The following is a 26,002-nucleotide window of genomic DNA, read 5'->3' as shown; positions in this document are numbered from 1 at the left end:
AGCAAGATGCCAGCTTCGTCCAACATCGCTTTAGCAATTGTCGGTCTTGGCAAGATCGCGCGCGACCAGCATTTGCCGTCCATCGAGGCGGTGGACGGTATCGCGCTGGCCGCTGTCGCCAGCCGCAATGCCGGGCTGGATAGTGTGCCGTCTTTTACGGATATCGATCAGCTGTTGGCATCGGGTGTCGCCATCGACGCCGTGTCGTTGTGCACGCCACCGCAGGGCCGTTTCGCGCAGGCCTATGCCGCGCTGAAGGCCCGCAAGCATGTGATGCTGGAAAAGCCTCCGGGTGCGACCATTTCCGAAGTGCAGGCGCTGGACCGTCTGGCCACGACGGAAGGCTTGACGCTTTATGCCACCTGGCATTCGCGCGAAGCCGCAGCGGTGGAACCGGCCCGTGATTTTCTGAAAGACGCGGTGATCCGTTCGGTCGCTGTCGCCTGGAAGGAAGATGTGCGCCATTGGCATCCCGGCCAGCAGTGGATCTGGGAACCGGGCGGGCTTGGCGTGTTCGATCCGGGCATCAATGCGCTTTCCATCGTGACGCATATTCTGCCGGAGCGCTTCTTCCTTACGCAGTCCGACCTCTATTTCCCGGAAAATCGCGCAGCGCCGATTGCGGCTGACCTTCAATTCCAGACGGAAAGCGGCATTCCGGTTTCATTTGAACTGGATTGGCGTCAGACCGGGCCGCAGACCTGGGACATTCGTGTTGAAACCGACAAGGGCACGCTTTTGCTCAGCCATGGTGGCAGCCGCCTGACCATTGCGGGCACGGAAAAAATGGCCGAGCCCGACCGTGAATATCAGCGCCTTTACAAGCATTTTGTGCAATTGATTGGTGAGGGGCGTTCGGATGTCGATCTCGCTCCGCTGACCCACGTCGCCGACGCCTTCCTGTTCGGAAAGCGGCACGCGGTTGAAGCTTTCGAAGATTAGGAAACGAGGTTGTCGCAAGGCGGCCTCTTACCCAGCAGGACAAAGACATGAACAAGCCCGTCACTCCGAAAACGCCAAAGTTCCGCTCGCGCGCATGGTTCGACAATCCTGACAATGTCGACATGACGGCGCTCTATCTCGAGCGCTACATGAATTACGGCCTGAGCCAGGAAGAATTGCAGTCGGGCCGTCCGATCATCGGCATCGCGCAGACGGGTTCGGACCTGTCGCCCTGCAACCGTCACCATCTGGAACTGGCCAATCGCGTCCGCGAAGGCGTGCGTGAGGCAGGCGGTATCGTCATCGAATTTCCGGTTCATCCGATCCAGGAAACCGGCAAGCGCCCGACCGCCGGTCTGGACCGCAACCTTGCTTATCTCGGCCTCGTGGAAGTGCTTTACGGCTATCCGCTCGACGGCGTTGTGCTGACGATTGGCTGCGACAAGACCACGCCTGCCTGCCTCATGGCTGCTGCAACCGTCAATATTCCGGCGATTGCGCTTTCGGTTGGCCCGATGCTCAATGGCTGGTTCCGCGGCGAACGCACGGGTTCGGGCACCATCGTCTGGAAGGCGCGCGAACTTCTGGCCAAGGGCGAGATCGACTATCAGGGCTTTGTGAAGCTTGTTGCTTCCTCGGCCCCGTCGACCGGCTATTGCAACACGATGGGCACGGCAACCACGATGAACTCGCTTGCCGAAGCGCTGGGCATGCAGCTTCCGGGTTCCGCCGCTATTCCGGCGCCGTATCGTGACCGTCAGGAAGTGGCCTATCTGACGGGCCGCCGTATCGTCGAGATGGTCTATGAAGATCTCAAGCCTTCGGACGTTCTAACCAAGGACGCTTTCGTCAATGCCATCCGCGTCAATTCCGCCATTGGCGGCTCGACCAATGCGCCGATCCATCTGAACGCGCTCGCCCGCCATGTCGGCGTTGAGCTGACCGTGGACGACTGGCAGAAATACGGTGAGGAAATCCCGCTTCTGGTCAATCTCCAGCCAGCCGGTGAATATCTTGGTGAAGATTATTACCATGCCGGTGGCGTGCCGGCGGTCGTCAATCAGCTGATGGGGCAGGGCCTCATCAACGAGGATGCACTGACCGTCAACGGCAAGACCATTGGCGAAAACTGCAAGAACGCCACGATTGAAGACAGCAATGTTATCAAAACCTACGATCAGCCGCTGAAAAAGCATGCCGGTTTCCGCGTGCTGCGCGGCAATCTCTTCTCGTCGGCGATCATGAAGCTCAGCGTTATTTCGGATGAGTTCCGCAACCGCTACCTCTCCGACAGCAAGGACCCGAATGCTTTTGAAGGCAAGGCGGTCGTGTTCGACGGACCGGAAGATTACCATCATCGCATCGACGATCCGTCGCTGGAAATCGACGAGCATACGGTTCTGTTCATGCGCGGCGCTGGCCCAATCGGCTATCCAGGCGCAGCGGAAGTCGTCAATATGCGCGCACCGGACTATCTCCTGAAGAAGGGCATCAGCTCGCTGCCATGCATTGGCGACGGTCGTCAGTCCGGCACGTCGGGTTCGCCGTCGATCCTCAATGCCTCGCCGGAAGCTGCTGCGGGCGGCGGTCTGGCCATTCTCAAGACCGGCGATCGCGTGCGCATCGATCTTGGTCGCGGCACTGCTGATATTCTGATTTCGAATGAGGAACTGGCCGAACGTCATAAGGCTCTGGAAGCCGCTGGCGGCTTCAAATATCCGGAAAGCCAGACGCCTTGGCAGGAAATCCAGCGCGCCGTTGTCGGCCAGATGGAAACTGGCGCGGTTCTCGAAAACGCGATCAAGTATCAGGATATCGCGCATACGCGCGGCCTGCCGCGTGACAACCACTGAGGCTCGCCGGAATGGCTGTTGATAAAAAGCCGTTTGCTGCTGTCGCCGACTGGGGCACCACCCGGTTGCGGCTCTGGACGCTGGATGCGGACGGTGCCGTGCTGGGTGAAAGCCGGGGCGATGACGGTTTGCTGCGGGCAAAGGAAGCCGGTTTCGAGCCGACGCTCGAACGGCATCTGACCACGCTCGGCGCGCCTGCCGATCTGCCGGTGGTGATCTGCGGCATGGCCGGTTCGCGGACCGGCTGGATCGAAGCACCCTATATGAGCCTGCCTGCCGGGCTGGACGGCATTGTGAAGGCTGCGGTGCGCGTGCCTGCACGCCGTCACGTCATCATGCTGCCGGGCGTTGCGCGGCGGGACGAAGCTGCTCCCGACGTCATGCGCGGCGAGGAGACAAAACTGCTCGGTCTTGTGCATGGGGGCACGCATGATGCCGTTGTCGTCATGCCCGGCACCCATGCCAAATGGGTGCGGATTGCCGATGGTGGTCTCGCCGATTACCGGACCTTCATGACGGGCGAATTGTTCGCGCTTTTGAAAGACAAGTCGGTGCTGGCCGGTGCGCTGGAAGGCGCTGGCGAAGTCGATCCGGCTGGAGCGGCTTTTGCGGCGGGCGTCAAAGCCTCGCTCGAAACGCCGGAATTGATCGCCAATGCGCTGTTTTCGGTTCGCGCGGGCTGGCTTGTGCATGACCGCAAGCCGACCGACCAGCTGGCGCGGCTTTCCGGCCTGTTGATCGGGCTGGAAGTTGCAGGCGGGCGCACGCTTTACGGCAAGCCGCAACAGGTGCTGCTGTTGTCCGACGGCATGATGGGCGGGCTTTATGCAAGCGCACTTGAAATTGCCGGGCTGACAGTCAAGCGCGTCGAGGCGGACGAACTGGTGCGCGACGGCCTGTTCATGGCGGCAAAGCACGCTTTTGCGGGAGGTGCCCAATGAGCGCGCGTGTTGCATGGCCGAAACTGCGCTATCCGCTGGTCGCGATCCTGCGCGGCATTCGTCCGGAGGAAAGCGAAGCAATCGTCGAGGCGCTGATCGAGACGGGCTTTGAAGCCATCGAGATCCCGCTCAATTCGCCCGATCCGTTCGTGTCGATTGGCAAGGCTGCGAAGCTCGCGCCTGCCAATGTGCTGATCGGTGCTGGCACAGTGCTGAGCGTCGAGGATGTCGACCGGCTGCACGATGTTGGCGGCAGGCTGATGGTCAGCCCCAATGTCGAGCCGGATGTCATTCGCCGCGCGGGCGGTCATGGCATGGTGACGATGCCAGGCGTGTTCACGCCGACGGAAGCCTTTTCGGCGATCCGTGCAGGCGCATCGGCGCTGAAATTCTTTCCGGCCAGTGTGCTGGGCGCAGACGGAATCAAGGCGGTCTCCGCCGTCCTGCCGAAGGATATTCCGTTTGGCGCCGTGGGCGGCGTATCGGAAAGCGATTTCGCAACCTATGTCGCGGCAGGGGTGAGCTGTTTTGGTCTCGGATCGAGCCTTTACAAGGCTGGTTTCACGGTTGCCGATGTGCGTGAGCGCGCCAGGCGCGCTGTCGCGGCATGGGAGGCAATTGCGGGCTGAAGGAGGCGCGTAATTTGTTTGGGTTTAGGCATGTCCGGTTTCGGGCATGGTCTTGGAGGCATTCCGCAAACTGCTGGCCAACAATTTGGGCGGGGAGCGGGAGTTTGGGAGAACGGCAGGCTTCGTGGAGAAGTCTGTCCCAATTTTTGGGAGTGTAACAATGGCAGGCATGAAAACTCTAACCCTGGCAGTCGCGATGGCCGCGCTTGCCTTCACGGGCATCGCCCGCGCCGAAGACAAAGGTCTTGTGGCAGTCGCCATGCCGACGAAGTCGTCGGCTCGCTGGATCGCGGATGGCGACAACATGGTCAAGGTTCTGAAGGAACGCGGCTATCAGACCGATCTTCAGTATGCTGAAGACGATGTGCCGAACCAGCTGGCGCAGATCGAAAACATGGTGACCAAGGGCGCCAAGGTTCTCGTTGTCGCGTCCATCGACGGCACCACGCTGTCGGACGTGCTGGCCAAGGCGCATGATGCAGGCATCAAGGTCATCGCTTATGACCGCCTGATCCGCGATACGCCGAATGTCGATTACTATGCGACCTTTGACAATTTCCAGGTCGGCGTGCTTCAGGCACAGTCGATTGAAACGGCTCTGGACCTCAAGAACAAGCCGGGCCCGTTCAATATCGAACTCTTCGGCGGCTCGCCGGACGATAACAACGCCTACTTCTTCTACAACGGCGCCATGTCCGTATTCCAGCCTTACATCGACAGCGGCAAGGTTGTCGTTGCCAGCGGCCAGACCGGCATGGACAAGGTTGCAACGCTGCGTTGGGATGGTGCGACGGCTCAGGCACGCATGGACTCGATCCTGTCCGCCTTCTATTCGGACAAGCGCGTCGATGCGGTTCTGTCGCCTTATGACGGCATCTCCATCGGCATCCTGTCTTCGCTGAAGGGCGTCGGCTATGGCAGCGGCGACATGCCGATGCCGGTCGTTTCCGGTCAGGACGCCGAAGTGCCTTCGGTCAAGTCGATCCTCGCCGGTGAACAGACCGCGACGATCTTCAAGGACACCCGCGAACTGGCCAAGGTCACCGTCGATATGGTCGACGCGCTGATGAGCGGCAAGGAACCGGAAGTCAACGATACCAAGACCTATAACAATGGCGTCAAGGTCGTACCGGCCTATCTTCTGAAGCCGGTTATCGTCGACAAGTCGAACTGGAAGCAGGTTCTGATCGACAGCGGTTACTACAAGGAAGACCAGATCAAGTAATCTGGACTTCCAGAGCATAGTTCGACCCTCGTGAAACGAGGATCGATTAAGATTATGCTTGAAAAAGAGTGGAGGCGGACGCGCCCGATGGTGCAGCTTGACGGCGCGTTCGACACCACCTTGCATATGCGCGGTTTCGGGCCGAAAATCCGGCAGTGTTCCGGTTTCGCCTGAAACAGCATCGAATTTCTGTAATGCCATTGCCTCAATCCCAAGCTTACCTCAGTTTTGAACTGGGGTAGGCCGTTAGATTGACAGCGTTGTCTTTTTTAGTGCGTGTTTAAAAACACATTCTGAAACAAGGCTCTAGCCTGAAGGCAATGGCATTCGGAAATCCTGCGCCATCAGTCAAAGCAACGGCAACGGGGCTTCGGATGGGCAGGGTTCAACAGGGTTTGGAGCGTCGTGTTGAGCATCCGGAGGGATGCGAGGCGCTCTGTCGGGAGTGAGCGATGAATGTAGCCAATCCTGTCCCGCTTGAGGAGCAGGGAAGCCAGCACAACGCGGCTGGCAAACCTATTCTTGAAATGCGCGGCATCAGCAAATCCTTCGGGGTCGTGAAGGCGTTGAGCGACGTCAATTTCACGGTCATGCCGGGGGAGATTCACGCATTTGTCGGCGAAAATGGCGCTGGCAAATCCACACTCATGAAGGTGCTCTCGGGTGTCTACCCCCATGGCAGCTATGAAGGCTCGATCTTCTTCGACGGAGAAGAACGGCAGTTTCGCGACATCAATGATTCCGAAGCGCTGGGCATCGTCATCATCCATCAGGAGCTGGCGCTGATCCCGCTGATGTCGATTGCGGAAAATATTTTCCTGGTCAATCCACCGGCGAGCCGTGGCGTCATCGACCGCAGTGCCGTGCATATGCGCACGCGGGAACTTTTAAAAAAGGTCGGCCTGTCGGAATCGCCCGATACGCTGATCACCGATATCGGTATCGGCAAGCAGCAGCTGGTGGAAATCGCCAAGGCCTTGTCAAAGCGCGTGCGCTTGCTGATCCTCGATGAACCGACGGCCAGTCTGAACGAAACGGACAGTGCAGCGCTTCTGACGCTCCTGAAGGAGTTTCGCGCGCAGGGCATCACGTCGATCCTGATCTCGCACAAGTTGAATGAAATTCGCGAAGTTGCCGACAAGATCACAGTGCTGCGCGACGGCAAGGCCGTGGCGACACTTGATTGTCATGCAGGCGAGGTCGAGGAAGACGATATCATCCGCAAGATGGTCGATCGCGATCTGGAAAGCCGCTATCCGAAGCGTGACCCGAAGATCGGGGACGTGATTTTGGAGGTCGACAACTGGTCCGTCTATCATCCGCTGCATCCGGAGCGGCATTCGGTCAAGAACGTGTCGTTCAAGGTCAAGGCGGGCGAAATCGTCGGCATTGCAGGCCTGATGGGCGCTGGCCGCACTGAATTCGCGATGAGCCTGTTCGGGCGTTCCTGGGGCACGAATATCACCGGCGAGGCGCGCATCAACGGCAAGGCCGCTGATATTTCCACCGTGGCGCGGGCGATCAAATCCGGGCTTGCCTATGTGACCGAGGATCGCAAGAAGCTCGGCCTCGTTCTGGGTGAAAACATTGCGCGCAACGTTTCGCTGGCCAATCTGCGCGGCGTCAGCCCGAAGGGCGTCATCGACGATATTCGCGAAATGAAGGTTGCTGGTGAATATCGCAACCAGATGAGCATTCGCAGCCACAATGTCTTTCAGCAGACCGGCACGCTTTCGGGTGGCAACCAGCAGAAGGTCGTGCTGTCGAAATGGCTGTTCACGGGACCGGATGTGCTCATCCTCGATGAGCCGACGCGCGGCATCGATGTCGGCGCGAAATACGACATTTACACCATCATCAATTCACTGGCGGAGAGCGGCAAGGGCGTGGTCGTCATTTCTTCGGAAATGCCGGAACTGATCGGCATCTGCGACCGCATCGTCGTCATGCATGAAGGCGCTTTCGTCGGCGAAGTCGCCGGCGAAGATGCAACGCAGGAAAACATCATGCGCGCCATCATGCGGAACAAGGGAAAACGGCAATGAGCGAGAATATTATCGGAAGCAGCCAGACAAGCAGCGTTGGGCGTTATCTCAAGAACAATCTGCGCGAATCCGGGATGCTACTCTCGCTCGTCGCGATCATGATCTTCTTCCAGATCGTCACGGGCGGCGTGCTGATGAAGCCGCTGAACCTGACCAATCTGGTTCTGCAGAACAGTTATATCGTCATCATGGCGCTCGGCATGCTGCTGATTATCGTGACCGGCCATATCGACCTGTCGGTCGGTTCGGTGTGCGGTTTCATCGGCGCACTGGCGGCGGTTATGATGGTGCATTGGGGCATCCCGTTCCCGATTGCCGCCATTCTCTGCCTTCTGGTTGGTGGTCTGATCGGCGCGTTGCAGGGCTTCTGGGTCGCCTATTTCAACATACCGTCCTTCATCGTGACGCTGGCGGGCATGCTGGTCTTCAAGGGCCTGATGCTGGCGGTGCTCGGCGGCCAGTCGGTCGGCCCGTTTCCGGTCGTGTTCCAGAAGCTCTCGTCGGGCTTCATTCCGGAAATTTTCGGCACCACGGCAGGCGGCGTGTACCTGACCTCGCTGATCATCGGCGTGCTGCTGGCCGCTTTCATGATCTGGCAGAATGTGAAGTCGCGTCAGCGCCATATTGCGCATGAAGTGGAAACAGAGCCGTTTGGCCTGTTTGTCATCAAGAACATTCTGTTCTTTGCGGCTATTGCCTATCTGTCGCTCCTGATTTCCATGCATCGCGGACTACCGAATGTGCTGATCATCATGGCGGTGCTGATTGCGGCCTATGCGTTTCTCACCAATCGCACGGTGATCGGTCGCCAGATTTATGCGGTCGGCGGCAACCGCCATGCAGCCAAGCTGTCCGGCGTGAAGACCGAACGACTGACCTTCCTCGCTTTCGTCAATATGGGCGTACTGGCAGCTCTGGCCGGTCTGGTTTTCGCGGCGCGCCTGAATACGGCAACGCCCAAGGCCGGTATCGGCTTCGAGCTCGACGTGATCGCAGCCTGCTTCATCGGCGGCGCATCGGCTTATGGCGGTGTGGGTCGTGTGACAGGTGCAGTGATCGGCGCGCTTATCATGGGCGTCATGAATAACGGCATGTCGATCCTCGGCATCGGTATCGACTATCAGCAGGTCATCAAGGGTATCGTGCTGCTGGGTGCGGTCTGTATCGACGTCTACAACCAGAAGCGCTGATGTTCTGACTCTGGCGGCCTGCAAAGGAGGCCAGCGTCACATGTTTTAGCGGCTTCGCCGTCGGGGGGCGGGCGAAGCTCCAGACCGCGCCGGAAGCAATTCCGGCGCGGTTCTGCTTTAAGCGCGATGCTTACCCCCTCATCCTGAGGTGCGGATCATCATCCTGAGCCCGTCGAAGGGTCGAAGGACGAGGGCAGGCGTTGTGCGTTTTCCCTCGCCCTTCGAGACGCCTTCCTTCGACCCTTCGACGGGCTCAGGGCTCAGGACAGCTCCTCAGGATGAGGGAAAAATGCTCCGGTCCGTCCTCGTTTTCAGATCGCGGTGCGGCGGGCGTGGTCGAGATAGATCTCGCGTAGGCGCTGGGCGACAGGGCCGGGCTTGCCGGTTCCGATGGTCTTGTCGTCAATGACGGTGATCGGAGTGACGAATGTGCCGGCGCTGGTGAGAAAAGCTTCCATGGCCGCGTAGGCTTCGTCGATGGTGAAAAGGCGCTCTTCCAGCTTCATGCCGGTCTCCGCAATCAGTTGCAGCAGCGACAGGCGCGTGCAGCCGGGCAGGATGGCGTTGCTGTTGGGGCGCGTGACGACAACATCGTCGTTGGTCACGATATAGGCTGTGGATGATGCGCCTTCGGTGACATAGCCGTCCTCGATCATCCAGGCTTCATCGCAACCGGCATTCTTGGCGATTTCCTTGGCGAGCGCTTGCGGCAGCAGGCACACCGTCTTGATGTCGCGGCGCTTCCAGCGCAGATCATCCAGCGAAAGCACGCGCGCGCCGGTTTTCAGCGCAGGCTTGTCGAGCAGATTGGCTTCCTGCGTGAACAGAACTACTGATGGCTTGATGCCTTTACCCGGCACAAAGTCGCGGTCGCGGCCATCGCCACGGGTGATCTGGAGATAGACCAGCCCCTCGGTCAGATTGTTGCGGCGCACCAGCTCGCGCTCGATAGCGACGATTTCGTCTTCGCTCAACGGCATCGGAATGCCGATTTCGCCGGTGGAGCGGCGCAAGCGTGTCATATGCGGGCCGCTGTCGATCAGCTTGCCTTCCAGCACGGCGGTTACTTCATAAATGCCGTCGCCGAAAAGGAAGCCTCGGTCGAAAATGGAAATGCGGGCATCGCGCGCGGCAACATAGTCACCGTTGACGTAGACAATACGGTTCTCGAGGTCTTCTGCTGTAACGGCCATGGTGGAATCTGTCCTGAAAAGAAAGGGCCGCGACGAATGTCGCAGCCCTTTCATAATTCACCCGATAATCTCAAGAAACCGTTATTTTCAGGCAGCCTGCCTGGCTGCTTCAATGGCTTCGCTGCGGATTTCTTCCGTCAGTTTGAGGCGCAGTTCGGAAAATTCCGGGCTTGCCTTGACGTGGTAGGAACGCGGATGCTTGATATCGACCGGCGTGATCGATTTGATCTTGCCGGGGCGTGCGGTCATCGTGACCACACGGGTGGCCATGAAGATCGCTTCTTCGATATCGTGGGTGACGAAAATCACAGTCTTGTGCTCGCGCTCCCAGATGCCGAGCAGCAGTTCCTGCATCAGACCACGTGTCTGGTTGTCGAGCGCGCCGAAGGGCTCGTCGAGCAACAGGATTTTCGGATCATTGGCCAATGCGCGGGCAATGGCGGTGCGCTGCTGCATGCCGCCCGAAAGCTGCTTCGGCCAGTGATTTTCAAAGCCGCGCAGCCCCACCTTGTCGATATAGCTATCGACGATTTCGCGGGCCTCTTTTTCCGGCAGGCCCTTTTCACGCAGGCCAAAACCGACATTTTGACGAATGGTCAGCCATGGAAACAGCGTATAGGACTGGAACACCATGCCGCGATCAGCACCCGGTCCGGTAACCGGCTTGCCTTCCAGCGTCACCGTGCCCGTCGTCGGCTTGTCGAGACCGGCGATGATGCGCAGAAGCGTAGACTTGCCGCAGCCCGAAGGGCCGAGAATGGTGACGAAGTCGTTCTTTGGAATGATGAGATCGGTTGCTTGCAGGGCGAGCGTCGGCTTGCCGCCATGCACGCCGGGGAAGGTGCGGCTGACGCCCTTAACAACCAGTTCCTGATCGGTCTTGGGAGCCATTATGCGAACCTCCATGCAAAGAGCCAGCGGTTGAAATATTTGAAGGCAAGGTCAGAAATCAGGCCGATGACGCCGATGATGATGATGCCGAAAATGATCTGGCCGGTGGCCATCAGCGCCTGGCTGTTGATGATCATATAGCCGATACCCGACGATGCGCCGATGAGTTCGGCCACGATCACATAGGTCCATGCCCAGCCGAGTACGAGACGCAGCGTTTCGGCAATGTCGGGTGCGCTGGCAGGCATCAGCACGCGGCGGATGATACCGCTGTTGGACGCGCCGAGCGTATAGGCCGCTTCCACCAGATCGCGGCGGGTATTGGCGACGATGACCGCGATCATGAGGATGATCTGGAACACCGCGCCGATGAAGATGACGAGCAGCTTCTGGGTTTCGCCGATGCCAGCCCAGAGGATCAGGAGCGGCACGAAAGCCGAAGCAGGCAGATAGCGCGCAAAGGAGACGAAAGGCTCCAGCAGCGCTTCGATGGGCTTGTAGGCGCCCATGGCCACACCGACCGGAATGGCAACGAGGCTTGCCAGCACGAAGCCGCCCAGCACGCGCCAGACCGTCATGCCGATATCGGACAGGAAACCCTGATTGGCGATGAGGTCGTAGCCGTCTTTGACCATGGTGATCGGATCGGCGAGGAAGGTGGCCGAGACAAAGCCGCCAAGCGTGGCAATGCCCCAGAATACAAAAAATAGAATGAAAAACAGGATGCCCAGTAAGACCCGGGTCGTGTTGCCTATCGGCTGCAAAGGCTGCATGTCATTGTCCGTTCAGTCGCGCGCCCGTCTTCAAAGAGAGACGGAAGGGGAGAGGTCGGTCCGGGCGTCGCCGCCCGGAACAGCACTCACTATCTGTTTTGAACGCTTTGCCCGAAAAGCGTTTCATGCCTTTCGGGCTGTGTTCCAGAAAGCGATCTTACTTGATGAAGCTCGTATCGACGATGTCATCGAGGTTCGGCTTCGACTTGATCACGCCTGCCTGCAACAGCAGATCAGCTGCTTCAGCGGTGAATTCCTTGAACTCGCCATCGAAGAACTTGTGGTTGGCGGCCTTGTCCTGCCAGCGCAGATATTCGGCAGAGGCACCAAACTCCTTGCCCGACTGCTTCACGTCCTTGCCCATGATTTCATAGGCCTTGTCCTTGTCGGCAGCGATCATGTCCAGCGCTTCGAAATAGCTGTCGGCAAGCGCCTTGGCAGCTTCCGGGTTCTTTTCGAGGAAGGCAGGTGTGCAGCCAACCGTATCCGTCACAGCCGGATAGTCGAGCGTCGTGGCGAGAATCTTGCCCTTGTCAGGTGCCGCACGCACTGTCGAAAGATAAGGCTCATAGGTCATGGCGGCGTCGTTCTGGCCAGCCACAAAAGCCTGTGCTGCCGGTCCCGGCTCCATGTTGACGACCTTCACATCCTTGGTGGTCATGCCGTTTTTGGCGAGCATGAAGGCCAGCAGGAAGTAAGGCGAGGTGCCCGGTGCAGAAGCAGCAATCGTCTTGCCCTTCAGATCGGCGAAGGAGTTGACGTCGGCGCGCACTGCAATGCCGTCAGCACCATAGGACTTGTCCATCTGGAAAATCTGCTTGGACTTCACACCAACAGCGTTCCAGACGATCCAGGTCTCAACGGTGGTGGCGGCGCACTGAATGTCGCCCGATGCCAGCGCCAGATGGCGGCTCGCCTGCGGGATTTTGTTCAGCGTCACATCAAGTCCGTGCTTCTTGAAAATGCCAGCTTCCTTGGCCAGCGTCAGCGGGCCAAAACCCGTCCAGCCGGAAAAGCCGATGGAAACGGCGGTCTCAGCATGTGCTGCCGATGCGAAAGCGAATGCTGCCAGCGCAACACCGGCAAACCACGATTTTTTCATGAATAGTACCCCTTTTATGTGTTTATAAGCCTATACATATCGATCTCAGCAAATTAGCAGGACCGTATTTCCTGTCCAGAGAGGCAGACAAAGATTTCTTTGCGGGCATTTCTGGCGGAAATTTATTTAAGCGTCTGATCCGATTGCAGTAATCGTGATCAGGAACAGGTCTCCCTTACCTTTAAGTTCAACGGAATTTTTGACAGGCGCAGCCAGGATCACCGCGTCATGTGGACCGAGATGCGCGATTCCCGTGTCGGTCTGGAGTGCAAATTCTCCTTCTGCACAGAAAATAAGCAGCGTTTCGCCTGTGATCCGGGTTTCCAATGTCGCCGCAGCATTGCTCCCGCTGATGCGGCGGACGCGATGCATATAGCGCGTGCGTCGGGTCATGACATTGAGATCGGTAATGGCGGAGCCGATCAGGCGCGCAGCCGAATGGCTGTCTGCCGCAAAGGCCAAGGGCGCGCTGTCGCGGGTGAGGGTGCTCTGCTGTCCGTCGACATCGAGCAGGATGCCGTCGCCCTCCAGCACCGACAAGGTGCGGTCGATACCGGGAAAGACGGAAAACGGGCCGTCATTTGCGACGGTCGCCATGGAGATGCGCCAGTCGAAATCATCGACCGACGCGCCTTGCGGGTGGACGGCGATCTCAACCGTCACGCCGCCGCCGTTTTTCCACGGCATGCGGCGATGATTTTCGGCCTTGAGAAGAGTGACGGCCATTCGACCTCAATTCCCCAGAATGCCGGGCAGGCGCAGGCCCTGCTGCTTGGCCCAGTCGAGCGCTTCTTCATAGCCTGCATCGGCATGACGCATGACGCCCGTGGCGGGGTCGTTCCACAGAACGCGCTCCAGACGGCGGTCCGCATCTTCTGTGCCGTCGCAGCAGATGACCATGCCCGAATGCTGGCTGAAGCCCATGCCGACGCCGCCGCCATGATGCAGTGACACCCAGGTTGCACCCGAAGCGGTGTTGAGGAGGGCGTTCAGAAGCGGCCAATCGGAAACGGCATCCGAACCGTCCTTCATGGCTTCCGTTTCGCGGTTTGGCGAGGCGACCGAGCCACTGTCGAGATGGTCGCGGCCGATGACGATAGGCGCTTTCAGCTCGCCATTGCGGACCATTTCGTTGAAGGCAAGGCCGAGGCGATGGCGGTCGCCGAGGCCAACCCAGCAAATGCGCGCTGGCAGGCCCTGAAACGCGATGCGTTCTTTCGCCATGTCGAGCCAGTTGTGCAGATGCTTGTTGTCCGGCAGCAGTTCCTTCACCTTGGCGTCGGTCTTCGCAATATCTTCCGGGTCGCCGGAAAGGGCCGCCCAACGGAACGGACCGATGCCGCGGCAGAACAGCGGGCGGATATAGGCCGGCACGAAGCCGGGGAAGGCAAAGGCGTCTTCGAGGCCTTCTTCCAGTGCCATCTGGCGAATATTGTTGCCATAGTCGAGGGTCGGGATGCCCATATTCCAGAAATCGACCATCGCCTGCACATGCAGTTTCATCGAAGCGCGCGCGGCTTTCTCGACGGCTTTCGGATCGCTCTCCTGCTTGGCGCGCCATTCGGCGACGGTCCAGCCGAGCGGCAGATAGCCATGCACCGGATCATGCGCGGAGGTCTGGTCGGTCACGATATCCGGCTTCACGCCGCGCTTGACGAGTTCCGGGAAGATTTCAGCCGCATTGCCGATCAGCGCGATGGACTTTGCCTCACCTGCGTTGGTCCAGGCATCGATCCTGGCCAGCGCTTCGTCGAGGCTGTGGGTCTTCTCATCGACATAACGGGTGCGCAGACGGAAATCGGCGCGGGTTTGGTCGCATTCGACGGCGAGACAGCAGGCGCCAGCCATCACTGCCGCCAGAGGCTGCGCGCCGCCCATGCCGCCGAGGCCGCCGGTCAGAATCCACTTGCCGGTGAGGTTGCCGTCAAAATGCTGGCGACCGGCTTCGACAAAGGTTTCGTAAGTGCCCTGAACGATGCCCTGCGCACCGATATAGATCCAAGAACCGGCGGTCATCTGGCCATACATGGCGAGACCCTTCTTATCCAGTTCGTTGAAATGATCCCAGGTTGCCCAATGCGGCACGAGGTTGGAATTGGCGATCAGAACACGCGGCGCATCCTTGTGGGTGCGGAAAACGCCAACCGGCTTGCCCGACTGCACGAGCAGGGTTTCGTCTTCATTGAGCGTCTTGAGGGTTGCAACGATGCGGTCGAAATCGTCCCAGGTGCGGGCAGCGCGGCCAATGCCGCCATAGACCACCAGCTCATGCGGGCGCTCGGCCACGTCGGGGTCGAGATTGTTCATCAGCATGCGCAGCGGCGCTTCGGTCAACCAGCTCTTGGCGTTGAGTTCGTCTCCGCGCGGCGCTCGGACTTCGCGCTCATTATGGCGTGGGTTCGACATGGTGTTCTCCTCAGGATTTGAGTTCGTGCGCGATTTTTTCCAGTCGCTGCAAAAGGGTTTTGAGATGGACGCGCAGCCTGTCCGCCTTGGCCTGATCATAGGCGAAGGGAACGGCTTCGGTCGCAAGATGGGTTGATTGGGCAAGCTCCATCTGGATGGCATGGACGCCGGTTTCCGGCTTGCCGTAATGGCGCGTCGTCCAGCCGCCTTTGAAACGGCCATTGAGGATCGACGTGTAACCATCTGCCTTGGCGGTTACTTCGACAGCTGCCGCCTCGATCTTCGGATCGCAGGTCTTGCCCATATCCGTGCCGATGTTGAAATCGGGCAATTTACCTTCAAACAGGAACGGAATATGCGAGCGGATCGAATGGCAGTCATAGAGGATGGCAACGCCGTGGATCGCCTTTACGCGCTCGATCTCGGCGGCCAGCGCCTCGTGATAGGGCTTGTGAAAACGCGCTGTGCGGTCGGCAATATCGGCCTCGGTCGGCGCTTCTCCATCCTTCCAGATCGAAAGTCCGTCGAAGTCGGTTTCCGGAATCAGCGTCGTGGTGTTCTGTCCCGGATAGAGGCTTGCGCCCGCCGGATCACGATTGGCATCGATGCAATAGCGATGGAAGGTTGCACGCACCATGGTCGCGTCGTCGATGAGATCGTCATAGAGCTTGTGAATATGCCAGTCGGTATCGGCAAGAATTTTGCCAGTGTCGTTGAGACGCGCCCAGATATCCTGCGGCACATCGGTTCCGGTGTGCGGCAGGCCGATAATGACCGGCGATATTCCCTGACGAACTTCAAACGGGCTCATGATAACGCCTCCAGCGCGGGCAGGATGCCGCTCGAAACCGCACCGGCAAGCGCACCGTCAGCCACCAGATCGGCGGCATTCTTGAGGTCGTCGGCCATATAGCGGTCGTCTTCCAGCGTCGGCACGCGCCCGCGCAACACGGCGATGACCTTGGCCAGTTCCGGGCTGGTGGTCAGCGGCTCGCGCAGCTCGACGCCCAATCCGCCGGTCAGCGCCTCAATGCCGATAATGGCATTGAGATTAGCGGTCATCTGCAACAGGCGGCGCGCGCCATGGCAGGCCATGGACACATGGTCTTCCTGGTTGGCGGAGGTTGGCGTGGAATCGACGGACGCCGGATGCGCCATCTGCTTGTTTTCGCTCATCAGTGCGGCAGAGGTGACTTCCGCGATCATCAGGCCGGAATTGAGCCCCGGCTTGCGGGCGAGGAAGGCCGGCAGGCCGAAGGACAGCGCCGGATCGACCAGCAGCGCGATGCGGCGCTGGGCGATTGCACCGATCTCGCAGACGGCAAGCGCAATCTGGTCGGCGGCGAAGGCGACAGGTTCGGCGTGGAAGTTGCCGCCCGATACGGCGCGTCCATCCGAGAGAACCAGCGGATTGTCGGTAACTGCGTTGGCTTCGATTTCCAGCGTGCGGGCGGCCTGTCGCAGAATGTCGAGGCAAGCGCCATCGACCTGCGGCTGGCAACGGATGCAATAGGGGTCCTGCACGCGCTGGTCGCCTTCAAGATGGCTCTGGCGAATGACAGAACCGTTGAGCAGGGCGCGCAATGCACGACCAGCATCAATCTGGCCCTTATGACCGCGCAGCGTATGGATTTCCTCGTGGAACGGCGCATCCGATCCCATGGCGGCATCGGTGGACAATGCGCCGGTGATCAGAGCCGTCTGCGCGGCGCGATGAGCGCGGAACAGACCCGCCAGTGCGAGGGCCGTCGATGTCTGCGTGCCGTTGATCAGCGCCAGCCCTTCCTTGGCGGCAAGCACGACCGGCTTCAGGCCAGCCTTTTCCAGCGCCTTTGCGCCGGAGAGGCGTTCGCCCTGATAGAAGGCTTCACCTTCGCCGATCATGGCGGCAGTCATGTGGGCCAGCGGCGCAAGGTCGCCGGACGCGCCGACAGAACCCTTTTCCGGGATCATCGGGATCACGCCTTTTGCCAGCATGTCTTCGAGAAGTGTGATGACTTCAAGCCGCACGCCGGACGCACCGCGACCGAGCGAAATCAGCTTCAGCGCCATGATGAGGCGCACGATATTTTCCGGCAGCGCATCGCCGACGCCGCAGCAATGCGACAGGATCAGGTTGCGCTGAAGCGTGGCCACATCGCCGGGCGCGATGCGGATTGAGGCGAGTTTACCGAAGCCGGTATTGATGCCGTAAACCGGCTCGTCGCCTGCTGCGATTTCTGCAATGCGCGCGGCTGCCTTTTCGACACCGGCATGAAATGCGGGGTCGATGCGGACGGGAACCGCATCGCGATAGATTGTTTCCAGCGTTTCAAGCGGAACAGAACCGGGCTTGAGGATAATGGTCATGAAAGGCTCCGTTGGGTTCCCGTATGGGCTATGCCCATACGGACGATATTGAAGCGCATCCCGAAAAGTGTGAAACGGTTTTCGGAAAAGATGCGTGTTAAAACAAAGAGTTAGAGCGCCGATCTGATATAATCAGATCGAAATGCGCTCTAAATTCGGCCCTTGAAAACCCGCTTCCACAGCGGGTTGAAGCCGATGCGGTAGACGAGTTCGGCGGGGCGCTCGACGTTCCAAATGGCGAGATCTGCATCCTTGCCAACTTCCAGCGTGCCGGTTTGATCGAGAATGCCAAGGGCGCGTGCAGCCTCACGGGTGACGCCTGCGATACATTCATCAACCGTCATGCGGAAGAGCGTTGCGCCCATATTCATGGTGAGCAGAAGCGAGGTCAGCGGCGATGTGCCCGGATTGTTGTCGGTGGCAAGCGCCATCTTTGTGCCCGCAGCGCGGAAGGCTTCAACCGGCGGCTTCTGGGTTTCGCGGATGAAGTAATAAGCGCCGGGAAGCAGCACGGCCACTGTTCCGGCCTTGGCCATGGCGGCAGCACCTTCCGCATCGGTATACTCAACGTGATCGGCGGACAATGCGCCATAGGACGCGGCAAGGGCCGCACCATGCAGATTGGAAAGCTGGTCGGCATGAAGCTTGACCGCGATGCCATGCGCCTTGGCCGCATCGAACACGCAGGCGATTTCATCCGGCAGGAAGGCGATGCCCTCGCAGAAACCATCCACCGCATCGGCCAGATGCTCTGCTGCAATGGCAGGCAGCATGTCATCGACGATTTTGTCGATATAGGCAGCCTTGTCGCCATTCATTTCCGGCGGCAGTGCGTGCGCGCCAAGGAAAGTGGTGCGGATTGCCACGTCGCGTTCTTCGCCAAGCCGACGGGCGGCTTTCAGCGACTTGATTTCGCTGTCGCGATCGAGACCGTAACCGGATTTGACCTCGACGGTGGTCACGCCTTCCGCAATCAGCGCATCAAGACGGGGCAGGGTCTCACGCACCAGATCGTCTTCGCTGGCAGCACGCAGGTTCTTGACCGAGGAAACAATGCCGCCACCGGCCCGTGCAACTTCCTCATAGGAAGCGCCCTGCAAGCGCAGCTCGAATTCATGCGCGCGATTTCCGGCATGAACAAGATGGGTGTGACAATCGACGAGGCCCGGCGTGATCAGCCGGTTTTCGCAATCGATTTTGTCAAAGGTCGCATAGTCTTCCGGCAGTGCCGACTGCGGGCTGACATAGGCGATCAAACCGTCCTTGACGGCAAGTGCTGCGTTCTCGATGAGGCCGAGGCCGTCCGCGTCTTCGTCCAGCGTCGCAATGCGCGCATTGATAAAAACGGTGCTTGAATTTTTGAGCATGAGCGTTTTCTCGCTTCCCCTGTTTTTTGATAATGTATATACATATTACTGAAACAGCCAAGAGAAAAATGCGCAGACAAGCGAACTGTTGAAAGATGGCATTCTAGCCTGAAAACTGTGACACGGCTTTTCGCGTTGGAATGGCAACATATTGAGCTGGTCTGTGCGGGAACATTTGAGGAGAACCTATTCATGTCAGCTGCTACGCCCGAACTGCGTTTTATCCATGCCGGTCAGGCGCTTCTCGACAATGGCTGGGCCGAGAATGTCCGCATTGGCATTGCCGATGGAAAGATCGCTTCTCTTGAGGCCGACAAGGCTGCCGGGGCAGGGGATGAACGCCACGCGGCGATTGTCGCAGGCGTGCCGAACCTGCACAGCCATGCGTTCCAGTATGGGATGGCGGGGCTTGCTGAAAAGCGCGGTCCCTCTGCCGATTCGTTCTGGAGCTGGCGCGAGATCATGTACAAATTCGCGCTCACCATGTCGCCCGAACAGGCGGAAGCCGTGGCTTTGCGGCTTTATGTCGATATGCTGGAGGCCGGGTTCACCCGCGTCGGCGAGTTTCATTATCTGCATCATGATCGCGACGGCACACCCTATGCCAATCTCTCCGAAATGGCTGACCGCATTGTCGCTGCCGCGAAGGCGGCAGGCATCGGCCTGACGCTGCTTCCGGTTTTCTATGCACATTCGGGTTTCGGCGGCAGCGCGCCCAATGAAGGCCAGCGCCGCTTCATCAATGATCCGGACCGCTTTGCGCGGCTGATTGAAGGCTGCAAACAGGCGCTGACGGGTTTCGACGGCGCGGTTTTAGGCGTTGCGCCGCACAGCCTGCGCGCCGTGACGCCGGATGAACTCAGCCTTGTGACGAAGCTTCTGCCCGAAACGCCAGTTCATATCCATGTGGCCGAGCAGGTGAAGGAAGTGGAAGACAGCATTGCCTGGTCGGGCAAGCGCCCGGTCGAGTGGCTTCTCGATAATCAGGACCTGTCCTCGCGCTGGTGCCTGATCCATGCAACCCATATGACCGACGACGAAACCCGACGCATGGCCAAGGCCGGGGCGATTGCCGGTCTCTGCCCTGTGACGGAAGCCAATCTCGGCGACGGAACCTTCAATGCAACGGTGTTTGCGGAAGCGGGCGGCAAGTTCGGTGTCGGTTCGGATTCGAATGTGCTGATCGGTATTGGCGACGAATTGCGCCAGCTGGAATATTCGCAGCGCCTCCATCATCGCGCCCGCAATGTGCTGGCCGAAAGTGAAGCTTCCACGGGGCGCGCTCTGTTTGATGGTGCGGTGCGCGGCGGCAACATCGCGATGGGTCGCGCCGATGACGGATTGAAGCTTGGCGCTTCGGCGGATTTTGTCGCGCTGGATACCGGACGTTTGCCGCACGCCAAGGGCGATGCCGTGCTGGATGGCTGGATTTTTGCCGGTCGCGCGCAGGTCAGTGATGTGTGGGTACGCGGCGTGAAACAGGTGGAGGGCGGACGTCACCGCTTGCGCGATCAGGCCGAGCGTGCTTTCCAGAAGGCGATAGGCGAGTTGCTTGCCTGACGCATTTCCGGCAAAAGCGGGAAAACAAAGGGGACGTGGTATGGCGGATGGCGATTCAGCGACAAAAGACGGTCCGGTGCTTTCACTGCATCAGCGTATTTTGGACGATATTGAATCGCGCATCCTGTCGGGGGAATGGGCGCCCGGCCACCGTATCCCGTTCGAGCACGAGCTGACCGAACAATATGGTTGTTCGCGCATGACGGTGAACAAGGCGCTGACCCAGCTTGCCAAGGCCGGACTGATTGAGCGCAAGCGCAAGTCTGGCAGCTTCGTTTCCTTCCCGCGTTCGCAGGCCGCCATTCTCGAAATTCATGATATTCGCGATGAGGTTGCAGCGCTCGGCGCGCCATACCGGTTCGAACTGCTCAAGCGCTGGGACCGTCTGAGTGGGCCAGCCGATGCGCAGAAGATCGATATTCCGCGCCACACGCAGATCATCGATCTGGTTTGCCGCCATCATGCCGGACAGCGGGTTTTCGCGCTGGAAGAACGCATCATCAATCTGGACGCGGTGCCGGATGCGGCAGCAGCGGATTTTTCCGAACACTCGCCCGGTCCCTGGCTCGTGGCCTGCGTGCCGTGGAGCAGCGCGCAGCACTCCATTCGCGCCACAGCTGCCACGCCGGAAAATGCTGCATTGCTCGATATTGCGCCTAGTTCCCCCTGTCTGGTCGTTGAACGCCAGACCTGGAATGCCGATCTGCCGGTGACGCATGTGCGCTTTACCTATCCCGGCGACAGCCACGCGCTGGTGGCTAGGTTCACGCCGTCGCAGGGTTGACCTAGTGGTCTGATTCCAACATTTGCATCCCTCGGTTCAAGCGCTGAGCAAATGTTGGAATCACAAAGACCACTAGAAAAGAAAAAAGCCGCCGCAATGGGAGCGGCGGCCAAGTGGCGGTATGATCTGGGTGGAGATCACACCGCGCATTGGTTGGAAGTTTTAAGCGGCGCGCTTCAGGGCGTCGCGGATGACCGAAACGATTGTGTCGATCTGTTCCTTTTCCACGATCAGCGGCGGCGACAGTGCAATCACATCGCCGGTGACGCGGATCAGCAGGCCCTTCTTGAAGCAATCCACGAAGACGTCATAGGCGCGTGCGCCCGGCGCGTCCTTGCGCGACGACAGCTCGATGGCGCCGACCAGACCGAGATTGCGGATGTCGACGACATTCGGCGCATCTTTCAGCGAATGCAGTGCTTCCTGCCAATGATCGGCAAGCTGCGCGCCACGGGTCAGCAGGCCTTCTTCGGCGTAGACTTCCAGTGTTGCGAGGCCAGCGGCACAAGCGACCGGATGGCCGGAATAGGTGTAGCCGTGGAAAAGCTCGATTGCGTTTTCCGGGCCGGTCATCAGGCCGTCATATACCTTGCGAGCGGCAAAGACTGCGCCCATCGGAATAGCGCCGTTGGTCAGGCCCTTGGCGGTGGTGACGAGGTCCGGAACAACGCCGAAATAATCAACGGCAAACGGCGTGCCGAGACGACCGAAACCGGTGATGACTTCGTCGAAGATCAGCAGGATGCCGTATTTGTCGGCGGTGGCGCGGATGCGCTCCAGATAGCCCTTCGGCGGCAGAACGACGCCAGCCGAACCGGACATCGGTTCGATGATGACCGCGGCAATCTTTTCAGCGCCGTGCAGCTGAACCAGACGTTCCAGATCATCCGCCAGCTCGATGCCATGCGCAGGCAGGCCCTTCGAGAAGGCATTGCGCTCGATGTCGAGCGTGTGGCGCATATGGTCGGCAGGGATCTGCGGGAAGACGCGGCGATTGTTGACCAGACCACCAACCGAAATGCCGCCGAAACCAACGCCGTGATAGCCCTTTTCGCGGCCCAGCACCATGGTGCGGGTGCCCTGACCGATGGCGCGCTGATAGGCGATGGCGATCTTCAGCGCCGTATCGACCGATTCCGAACCGGAATTGGTGAAGAATACGCGGTCGAGCTGCGCAGCCGGACCACCCGGCGCGATGGCCGCGAGCTTTTCGGCGAAATCGAATGCAATATTGTGGCCCATCTGGAAGGTGGGCGCAAAGTCCATCGTGGAAATCTGGCGCTCAACGGCTTCAGTAATCCGCTTGCGGCCATGGCCGGCATTGCAGCACCACAGACCAGCCGTCCCGTCGAGAACCTGATGGCCGTCGGTGTCGGTGTAATACATACCCGATGCGCTGGCGAGCAGGCGCGGAGCGGCCTTGAATTGCCGGTTTGCGGTGAACGGCATCCAGAAGTTTTCAAGGCTGGGCGCGTTGGTTTTGGTGAGCATGGTAACCTCCTATTTTAAGCCAACAGGACACGCTTTGCGAAGGGCAACAAGCCCTTTTCTTCAAATGTTTAAGCTATTGATTTTATGGCGCTGATTTCAGAAAATTATGCTATATCGAACATCATAAACAGAAGGGGAATGTCCGATGAGCATCGATATCGGCGGAAGGTTGCGCTATGTGCGCATGCGGCAGAATCTGTCGCAGCGCGAGCTTGCCAAACGGGCTGGTGTGACCAACTCGACCATATCGCTGATCGAGGCCAATCAGTCCAATCCGTCGGTCGGCGCTCTCAAGCGTATTCTCGATGGTATTCCGATCGGCATGGCCGAGTTTTTCGCGCTGGAGCCGGATACGCCGCACAAGGTATTCTATCAGGCGGAAGAGCTGGTGGAAATCGGCAAAGGCCCCATTTCCTACCGGCAGGTGGGCGACCATCTTTTTGCGCGCTCGTTGCAGATATTGAAGGAGCGCTATGAGCCGGGCTCCGACACGGGCAAGGTGCTGCTCATGCACGAGGGCGAGGAGGGCGGCATTGTCATATCGGGCCGCATCGAGGTGACCGTCGGCAGCGACCGGCGCATATTGGGGCCGGGTGACGCCTATTATTTTTCCTCAAAACTGCCGCATCGCTTTCGCTGCATCGGGCCGACAGCCTGCGAGGTTGTCAGCGCCTGCACGCCGCCGAGTTTCTAGAGCATTTCCAGCAAAAGTGCGAAGCGCCAACGCGGGGAAATCAGTCCACTGGACTGATTTCTGATCCCGCTTCGATGCGTTCGGAAATGCGGAGAAACACAACGGCGCGCAGGCGGTAATTATTAGTTGTAGCGCGAGATGCCGAGATCGTCGGCGCGGATATCCGGCTTGTTGCCGCTGACCAGATCGGCCAGAAGCTTGCCGGAGCCGCAGGACATGGTCCAGCCCAGCGTACCGTGACCGGCATTGATGAACACATTGTCGTAACGGGTTCCGCCGATGATCGGTGTGGAATCCGGTGTCATCGGGCGCAGGCCGGACCAGAAGGTCGCGGCCTTGAGGTCACCGCCCGGGAACAGATCGCTGACCGACAGGTCAAGCGTTGCACGGCGGGCAGCCGGCAGATCCTTGGTGAAGCCGGACACTTCCGCCATGCCGCCGACACGGATGCGGTCGCCCAAGCGGGTAATAGCGATCTTGTAGCTTTCGTCCAGAACCGTCGAGACGGGCGCGCGGGCTTCGTCGATGATCGGTGCGGTGATCGAATAGCCCTTCACCGGATAGATCGGCGCATTGAGGCCAAGCGACTTCACGAGCGCAGGCGTATAGCTGCCGAGCGCGACCACATAACGGTCTGCCGTGAGAATGCCGTCTGAAGTTTCCACACCGGAAACGCGTCCGCCGGACAGAACCAGCGACTTGATATTCACGCCGAAGCGGAACTTGACGCCCATGCCTTCGGCAATCTTGGCCAGCGCATTGGTGAACTTGAAGCAGTCGCCGGTTTCGTCATGGGGAAGGCGCAGGCCGCCGACAAACTTGTCCTTCACGCGGGCCAGCGCCGGTTCAATCTTGGCGCAGTCGTCACGGTCGAGCACTTCGAATGGCACGCCGTCCTGACGTAGCACTTCGATATCCTTGCCGATGCTGTCGAGCTGATATTGCTCGCGGAAGAGCTGCAACGTGCCCTGCATGCGCTGGTCATATTCGATGCCGGTATCCTTGCGGAGATCAACAAGGACGTCGCGGCTATATTCCGCCACGCGCACCATGCGGGTCTTGTTGACCTTGTAACGGCTGTCCGTGCAGTTGGCGAGCATCTGCATCAGCCAGACATACTGCTTGGGATCGGATGTTGGGCGGATGATGAGTGGCGCATGCTTCTGGAACAGCCACTTTGCGGCTTTCAGCGGAATGCCGGGAGCCGCCCATGGCGAGGCATAGCCGGGCGAAACCTGACCGGCATTGGCGAAGCTGGTTTCCAGCGCCGGACCTTCCTCGCGGTCAATGACCGTCACTTCATGGCCAAGCTTGGCCAGATAGTAAGCCGTTGTGACGCCGATGACGCCGCTGCCGAGTACGGTAATCTGCATGTTCGCCTCTTTTTTGTTATGCATTTTGGCTCGAACGCGCGCTATCCACGTAAATACGGGCATAGCGGTTGCCGAGCGCTGTCAGAATTTCATAAGGGATCGTGTCACATTCGCTCGCCACGTCTTCCAGACGCTGATGCGGGCCGATCAGTTCCACGAGACTGCCGAGCTTGAGCGTGCCTTCCGGCAGAGCGCTGACATCAAGGGTAATGGAATCCATCGAAACGCGCCCGACGATGGGCAGGCGGGTGTCGCCGTAAAAGGCTGAACCCTTGTTGCTGAGCGCGCGGAACCAGCCATCGGCATAGCCCACCGCAATGGTGGCGATCCGCATGGGGCCTTCGGCGATATAGGTGCCGCCATAGCCAATGGCCGCACCCTTTTCCACGTCGCGCACCTGAATGACGCGCGCCGACAATGTCAGCACCGGAACGATCCGGTTTTCCGCCTCGTGCTCCGTGGCCGGATCGACGCCATAAAGCGCGACGCCGGGGCGTGCGAGGTCGAAATGATAGGATTTTTCAAGGAAGCTGCCGCCGGAATTGGCAAAGGCGACGGGCAGTTTCGGCAGGCGCGCCAGTGCTGCGCGCATGGCGGCAAGCTGGCTCGCATTGGCCGGGTTTGCCGGTTCATCGCCGCTCGCCAGATGGCTGATGATGAACCGCACATCGATGCCGTCGAGCAGCGAAAGATTGTCGGCCAGCCGGTCCAGTTCCCTGGCCGAAAGGCCAAGACGCGACATGCCGGTATCGACTTGCAGGAGCGCTGGCAGTTTCTTGCCGCTGCTGGCCGCAAGATTGGCCCAGTTTTCAACCTGTTCCAGAGAATTGAGCACCGGCACAATGCCTTCGCGGGCACAGGCGGCTTCGGTGCCGGGTTGCAGGCCGTTCAGCACATAAAGCGTCGCATCGGCGTTCAGCACAGGCCGCAGTGCGATGGCTTCGCCCAGATGCGCCACGAAGAAGTCCCGGCAGCCCGCTTCGTAAAAGGCGGGCGCAACGCGCTGCGCGCCAAGGCCATAGGCATCGGCCTTGACGACCGCTGCCGCGCGGGTCGGCGCGATATGCCGCGCAACGGCGGAATAATTGTGCCGCAACGCCGCAAGATCGATGGTCAACACGCCGCCAGCGGCGAGATCGCTTTGCTCTTTCGAAAAATGCATCGACATATCAACCATATCCATTGCGCAATTCT

Annotated in this window: 22 protein-coding genes; 10 read left to right on the top strand and 12 right to left on the bottom strand. The window is 59.5% G+C overall.

Going from position 1 to position 26,002, the window contains the following annotated elements; genetic code table 11:
* Positions 1-6 precede the first annotated feature (6 nt).
* From ACTJKP_RS04880 to mmsB, 7 genes are all read left to right on the top strand, one after another.
* Positions 7-942 carry a Gfo/Idh/MocA family protein gene (locus tag ACTJKP_RS04880; protein ID WP_440629859.1) on the top strand — a complete coding sequence of 312 codons (936 nt, stop codon included), beginning with the start codon at positions 7-9 and terminating at the stop codon, positions 940-942.
* A 47-nt stretch (positions 943-989) separates the two neighbouring features.
* Complete coding sequence (locus ACTJKP_RS04875) at positions 990-2,795, top strand: IlvD/Edd family dehydratase (RefSeq protein WP_138785434.1); 1,806 nt, start codon at positions 990-992, stop codon at positions 2,793-2,795.
* 11 nt (positions 2,796-2,806) lie between these two features.
* Positions 2,807-3,736: a 2-dehydro-3-deoxygalactonokinase gene (locus ACTJKP_RS04870; RefSeq protein WP_440629858.1), complete on the top strand. Its 930-nt coding sequence runs from the start codon at positions 2,807-2,809 to the stop codon at positions 3,734-3,736.
* Complete coding sequence (locus ACTJKP_RS04865) at positions 3,733-4,365, top strand: 2-dehydro-3-deoxy-6-phosphogalactonate aldolase (protein ID WP_440629857.1); 633 nt, start codon at positions 3,733-3,735, stop codon at positions 4,363-4,365. The genes ACTJKP_RS04870 and ACTJKP_RS04865 overlap by 4 nt, the downstream gene beginning before the upstream one ends.
* Positions 4,366-4,525: 160 nt before the next feature.
* Positions 4,526-5,590, top strand: a complete 1,065-nt coding sequence (gene chvE, locus ACTJKP_RS04860; RefSeq protein ID WP_078338846.1) for a multiple monosaccharide ABC transporter substrate-binding protein — start codon at positions 4,526-4,528, stop codon at positions 5,588-5,590.
* Positions 5,591-6,042: 452 nt separating this feature from the next.
* Positions 6,043-7,635 (top strand): multiple monosaccharide ABC transporter ATP-binding protein, encoded by a 1,593-nt coding sequence (gene mmsA / locus ACTJKP_RS04855; RefSeq protein WP_440629856.1) that lies wholly within the window; start codon positions 6,043-6,045, stop codon positions 7,633-7,635.
* Positions 7,632-8,825, top strand: a complete 1,194-nt coding sequence (mmsB, locus tag ACTJKP_RS04850) for a multiple monosaccharide ABC transporter permease (RefSeq protein ID WP_138785430.1) — start codon at positions 7,632-7,634, stop codon at positions 8,823-8,825. Before mmsA ends, mmsB begins: the two co-directional genes overlap by 4 nt.
* 311 nt (positions 8,826-9,136) lie before the next feature.
* Here the strand turns inward: mmsB and ACTJKP_RS04845 are convergent, their stop codons facing one another.
* From ACTJKP_RS04845 to hutI, 9 genes are all read right to left on the bottom strand, one after another.
* Positions 9,137-10,018, bottom strand: a complete 882-nt coding sequence (locus ACTJKP_RS04845) for a D-amino-acid transaminase (RefSeq protein WP_440629855.1) — start codon at positions 10,016-10,018, stop codon at positions 9,137-9,139.
* An 87-nt stretch (positions 10,019-10,105) separates the two neighbouring features.
* Entirely contained in the window at positions 10,106-10,909 is an 804-nt protein-coding gene (locus ACTJKP_RS04840) for an ABC transporter ATP-binding protein (RefSeq protein ID WP_440629854.1), read from the bottom strand.
* Complete coding sequence (locus ACTJKP_RS04835) at positions 10,909-11,682, bottom strand: ABC transporter permease (RefSeq protein ID WP_078338842.1); 774 nt, start codon at positions 11,680-11,682, stop codon at positions 10,909-10,911. Before ACTJKP_RS04835 ends, ACTJKP_RS04840 begins: the two co-directional genes overlap by 1 nt.
* Before the next feature lie 157 nt (positions 11,683-11,839).
* Entirely contained in the window at positions 11,840-12,784 is a 945-nt protein-coding gene (locus ACTJKP_RS04830) for an ABC transporter substrate-binding protein (RefSeq protein ID WP_078338841.1), read from the bottom strand.
* 126 nt (positions 12,785-12,910) lie between these two features.
* Entirely contained in the window at positions 12,911-13,510 is a 600-nt protein-coding gene (locus ACTJKP_RS04825; protein ID WP_440629853.1) for a HutD/Ves family protein, read from the bottom strand.
* A 6-nt stretch (positions 13,511-13,516) separates the two neighbouring features.
* Entirely contained in the window at positions 13,517-15,190 is a 1,674-nt protein-coding gene (hutU, locus tag ACTJKP_RS04820) for a urocanate hydratase (protein WP_440629852.1), read from the bottom strand.
* A gap of 10 nt (positions 15,191-15,200) precedes the next feature.
* A complete protein-coding gene (gene hutG, locus ACTJKP_RS04815) occupies positions 15,201-16,001 on the bottom strand; it encodes an N-formylglutamate deformylase (RefSeq protein ID WP_440629851.1) in 801 nt (266 codons plus the stop codon).
* Entirely contained in the window at positions 15,998-17,539 is a 1,542-nt protein-coding gene (gene hutH, locus ACTJKP_RS04810; protein WP_440629850.1) for a histidine ammonia-lyase, read from the bottom strand. Before hutH ends, hutG begins: the two co-directional genes overlap by 4 nt.
* A gap of 149 nt (positions 17,540-17,688) precedes the next feature.
* Positions 17,689-18,906, bottom strand: a complete 1,218-nt coding sequence (gene hutI / locus ACTJKP_RS04805) for an imidazolonepropionase (protein WP_440629849.1) — start codon at positions 18,904-18,906, stop codon at positions 17,689-17,691.
* A 192-nt stretch (positions 18,907-19,098) separates the two neighbouring features.
* Between hutI and ACTJKP_RS04800 the strand changes: the two genes are divergently transcribed.
* Complete coding sequence (locus ACTJKP_RS04800; protein WP_440629848.1) at positions 19,099-20,466, top strand: formimidoylglutamate deiminase; 1,368 nt, start codon at positions 19,099-19,101, stop codon at positions 20,464-20,466.
* A 40-nt stretch (positions 20,467-20,506) separates the two neighbouring features.
* Positions 20,507-21,250: a histidine utilization repressor gene (gene hutC, locus ACTJKP_RS04795; protein ID WP_440629847.1), complete on the top strand. Its 744-nt coding sequence runs from the start codon at positions 20,507-20,509 to the stop codon at positions 21,248-21,250.
* Positions 21,251-21,412: 162 nt separating this feature from the next.
* Here hutC and ACTJKP_RS04790 read toward each other — a convergent pair whose 3' ends face one another.
* Positions 21,413-22,741, bottom strand: a complete 1,329-nt coding sequence (locus ACTJKP_RS04790) for an aspartate aminotransferase family protein (RefSeq protein WP_078338832.1) — start codon at positions 22,739-22,741, stop codon at positions 21,413-21,415.
* Positions 22,742-22,886: 145 nt separating this feature from the next.
* On the opposite strand from ACTJKP_RS04790, the gene ACTJKP_RS04785 reads away from it, so the two are divergent.
* Positions 22,887-23,435 (top strand): cupin domain-containing protein, encoded by a 549-nt coding sequence (locus ACTJKP_RS04785; RefSeq protein ID WP_078338831.1) that lies wholly within the window; start codon positions 22,887-22,889, stop codon positions 23,433-23,435.
* Positions 23,436-23,557: 122 nt separating this feature from the next.
* Here ACTJKP_RS04785 and ACTJKP_RS04780 read toward each other — a convergent pair whose 3' ends face one another.
* A complete protein-coding gene (locus ACTJKP_RS04780) occupies positions 23,558-24,808 on the bottom strand; it encodes a D-amino acid dehydrogenase (protein ID WP_440629846.1) in 1,251 nt (416 codons plus the stop codon).
* Positions 24,809-24,824: 16 nt separating this feature from the next.
* Positions 24,825-25,985, bottom strand: coding sequence for an alanine racemase (gene alr / locus ACTJKP_RS04775; protein ID WP_440629886.1), 1,161 nt, complete (start codon positions 25,983-25,985; stop codon positions 24,825-24,827).
* Positions 25,986-26,002 lie beyond the last annotated feature (17 nt).

It is taken from the genome of Brucella sp. 22210 (genome assembly GCF_052045675.1).
In the GTDB taxonomy this organism is placed as follows: Bacteria; Pseudomonadota; Alphaproteobacteria; order Rhizobiales; family Rhizobiaceae; genus Brucella.
Note: the sequence above shows the minus strand (reverse complement) of the source record. Positions and strands in the feature narration are given on the sequence as shown.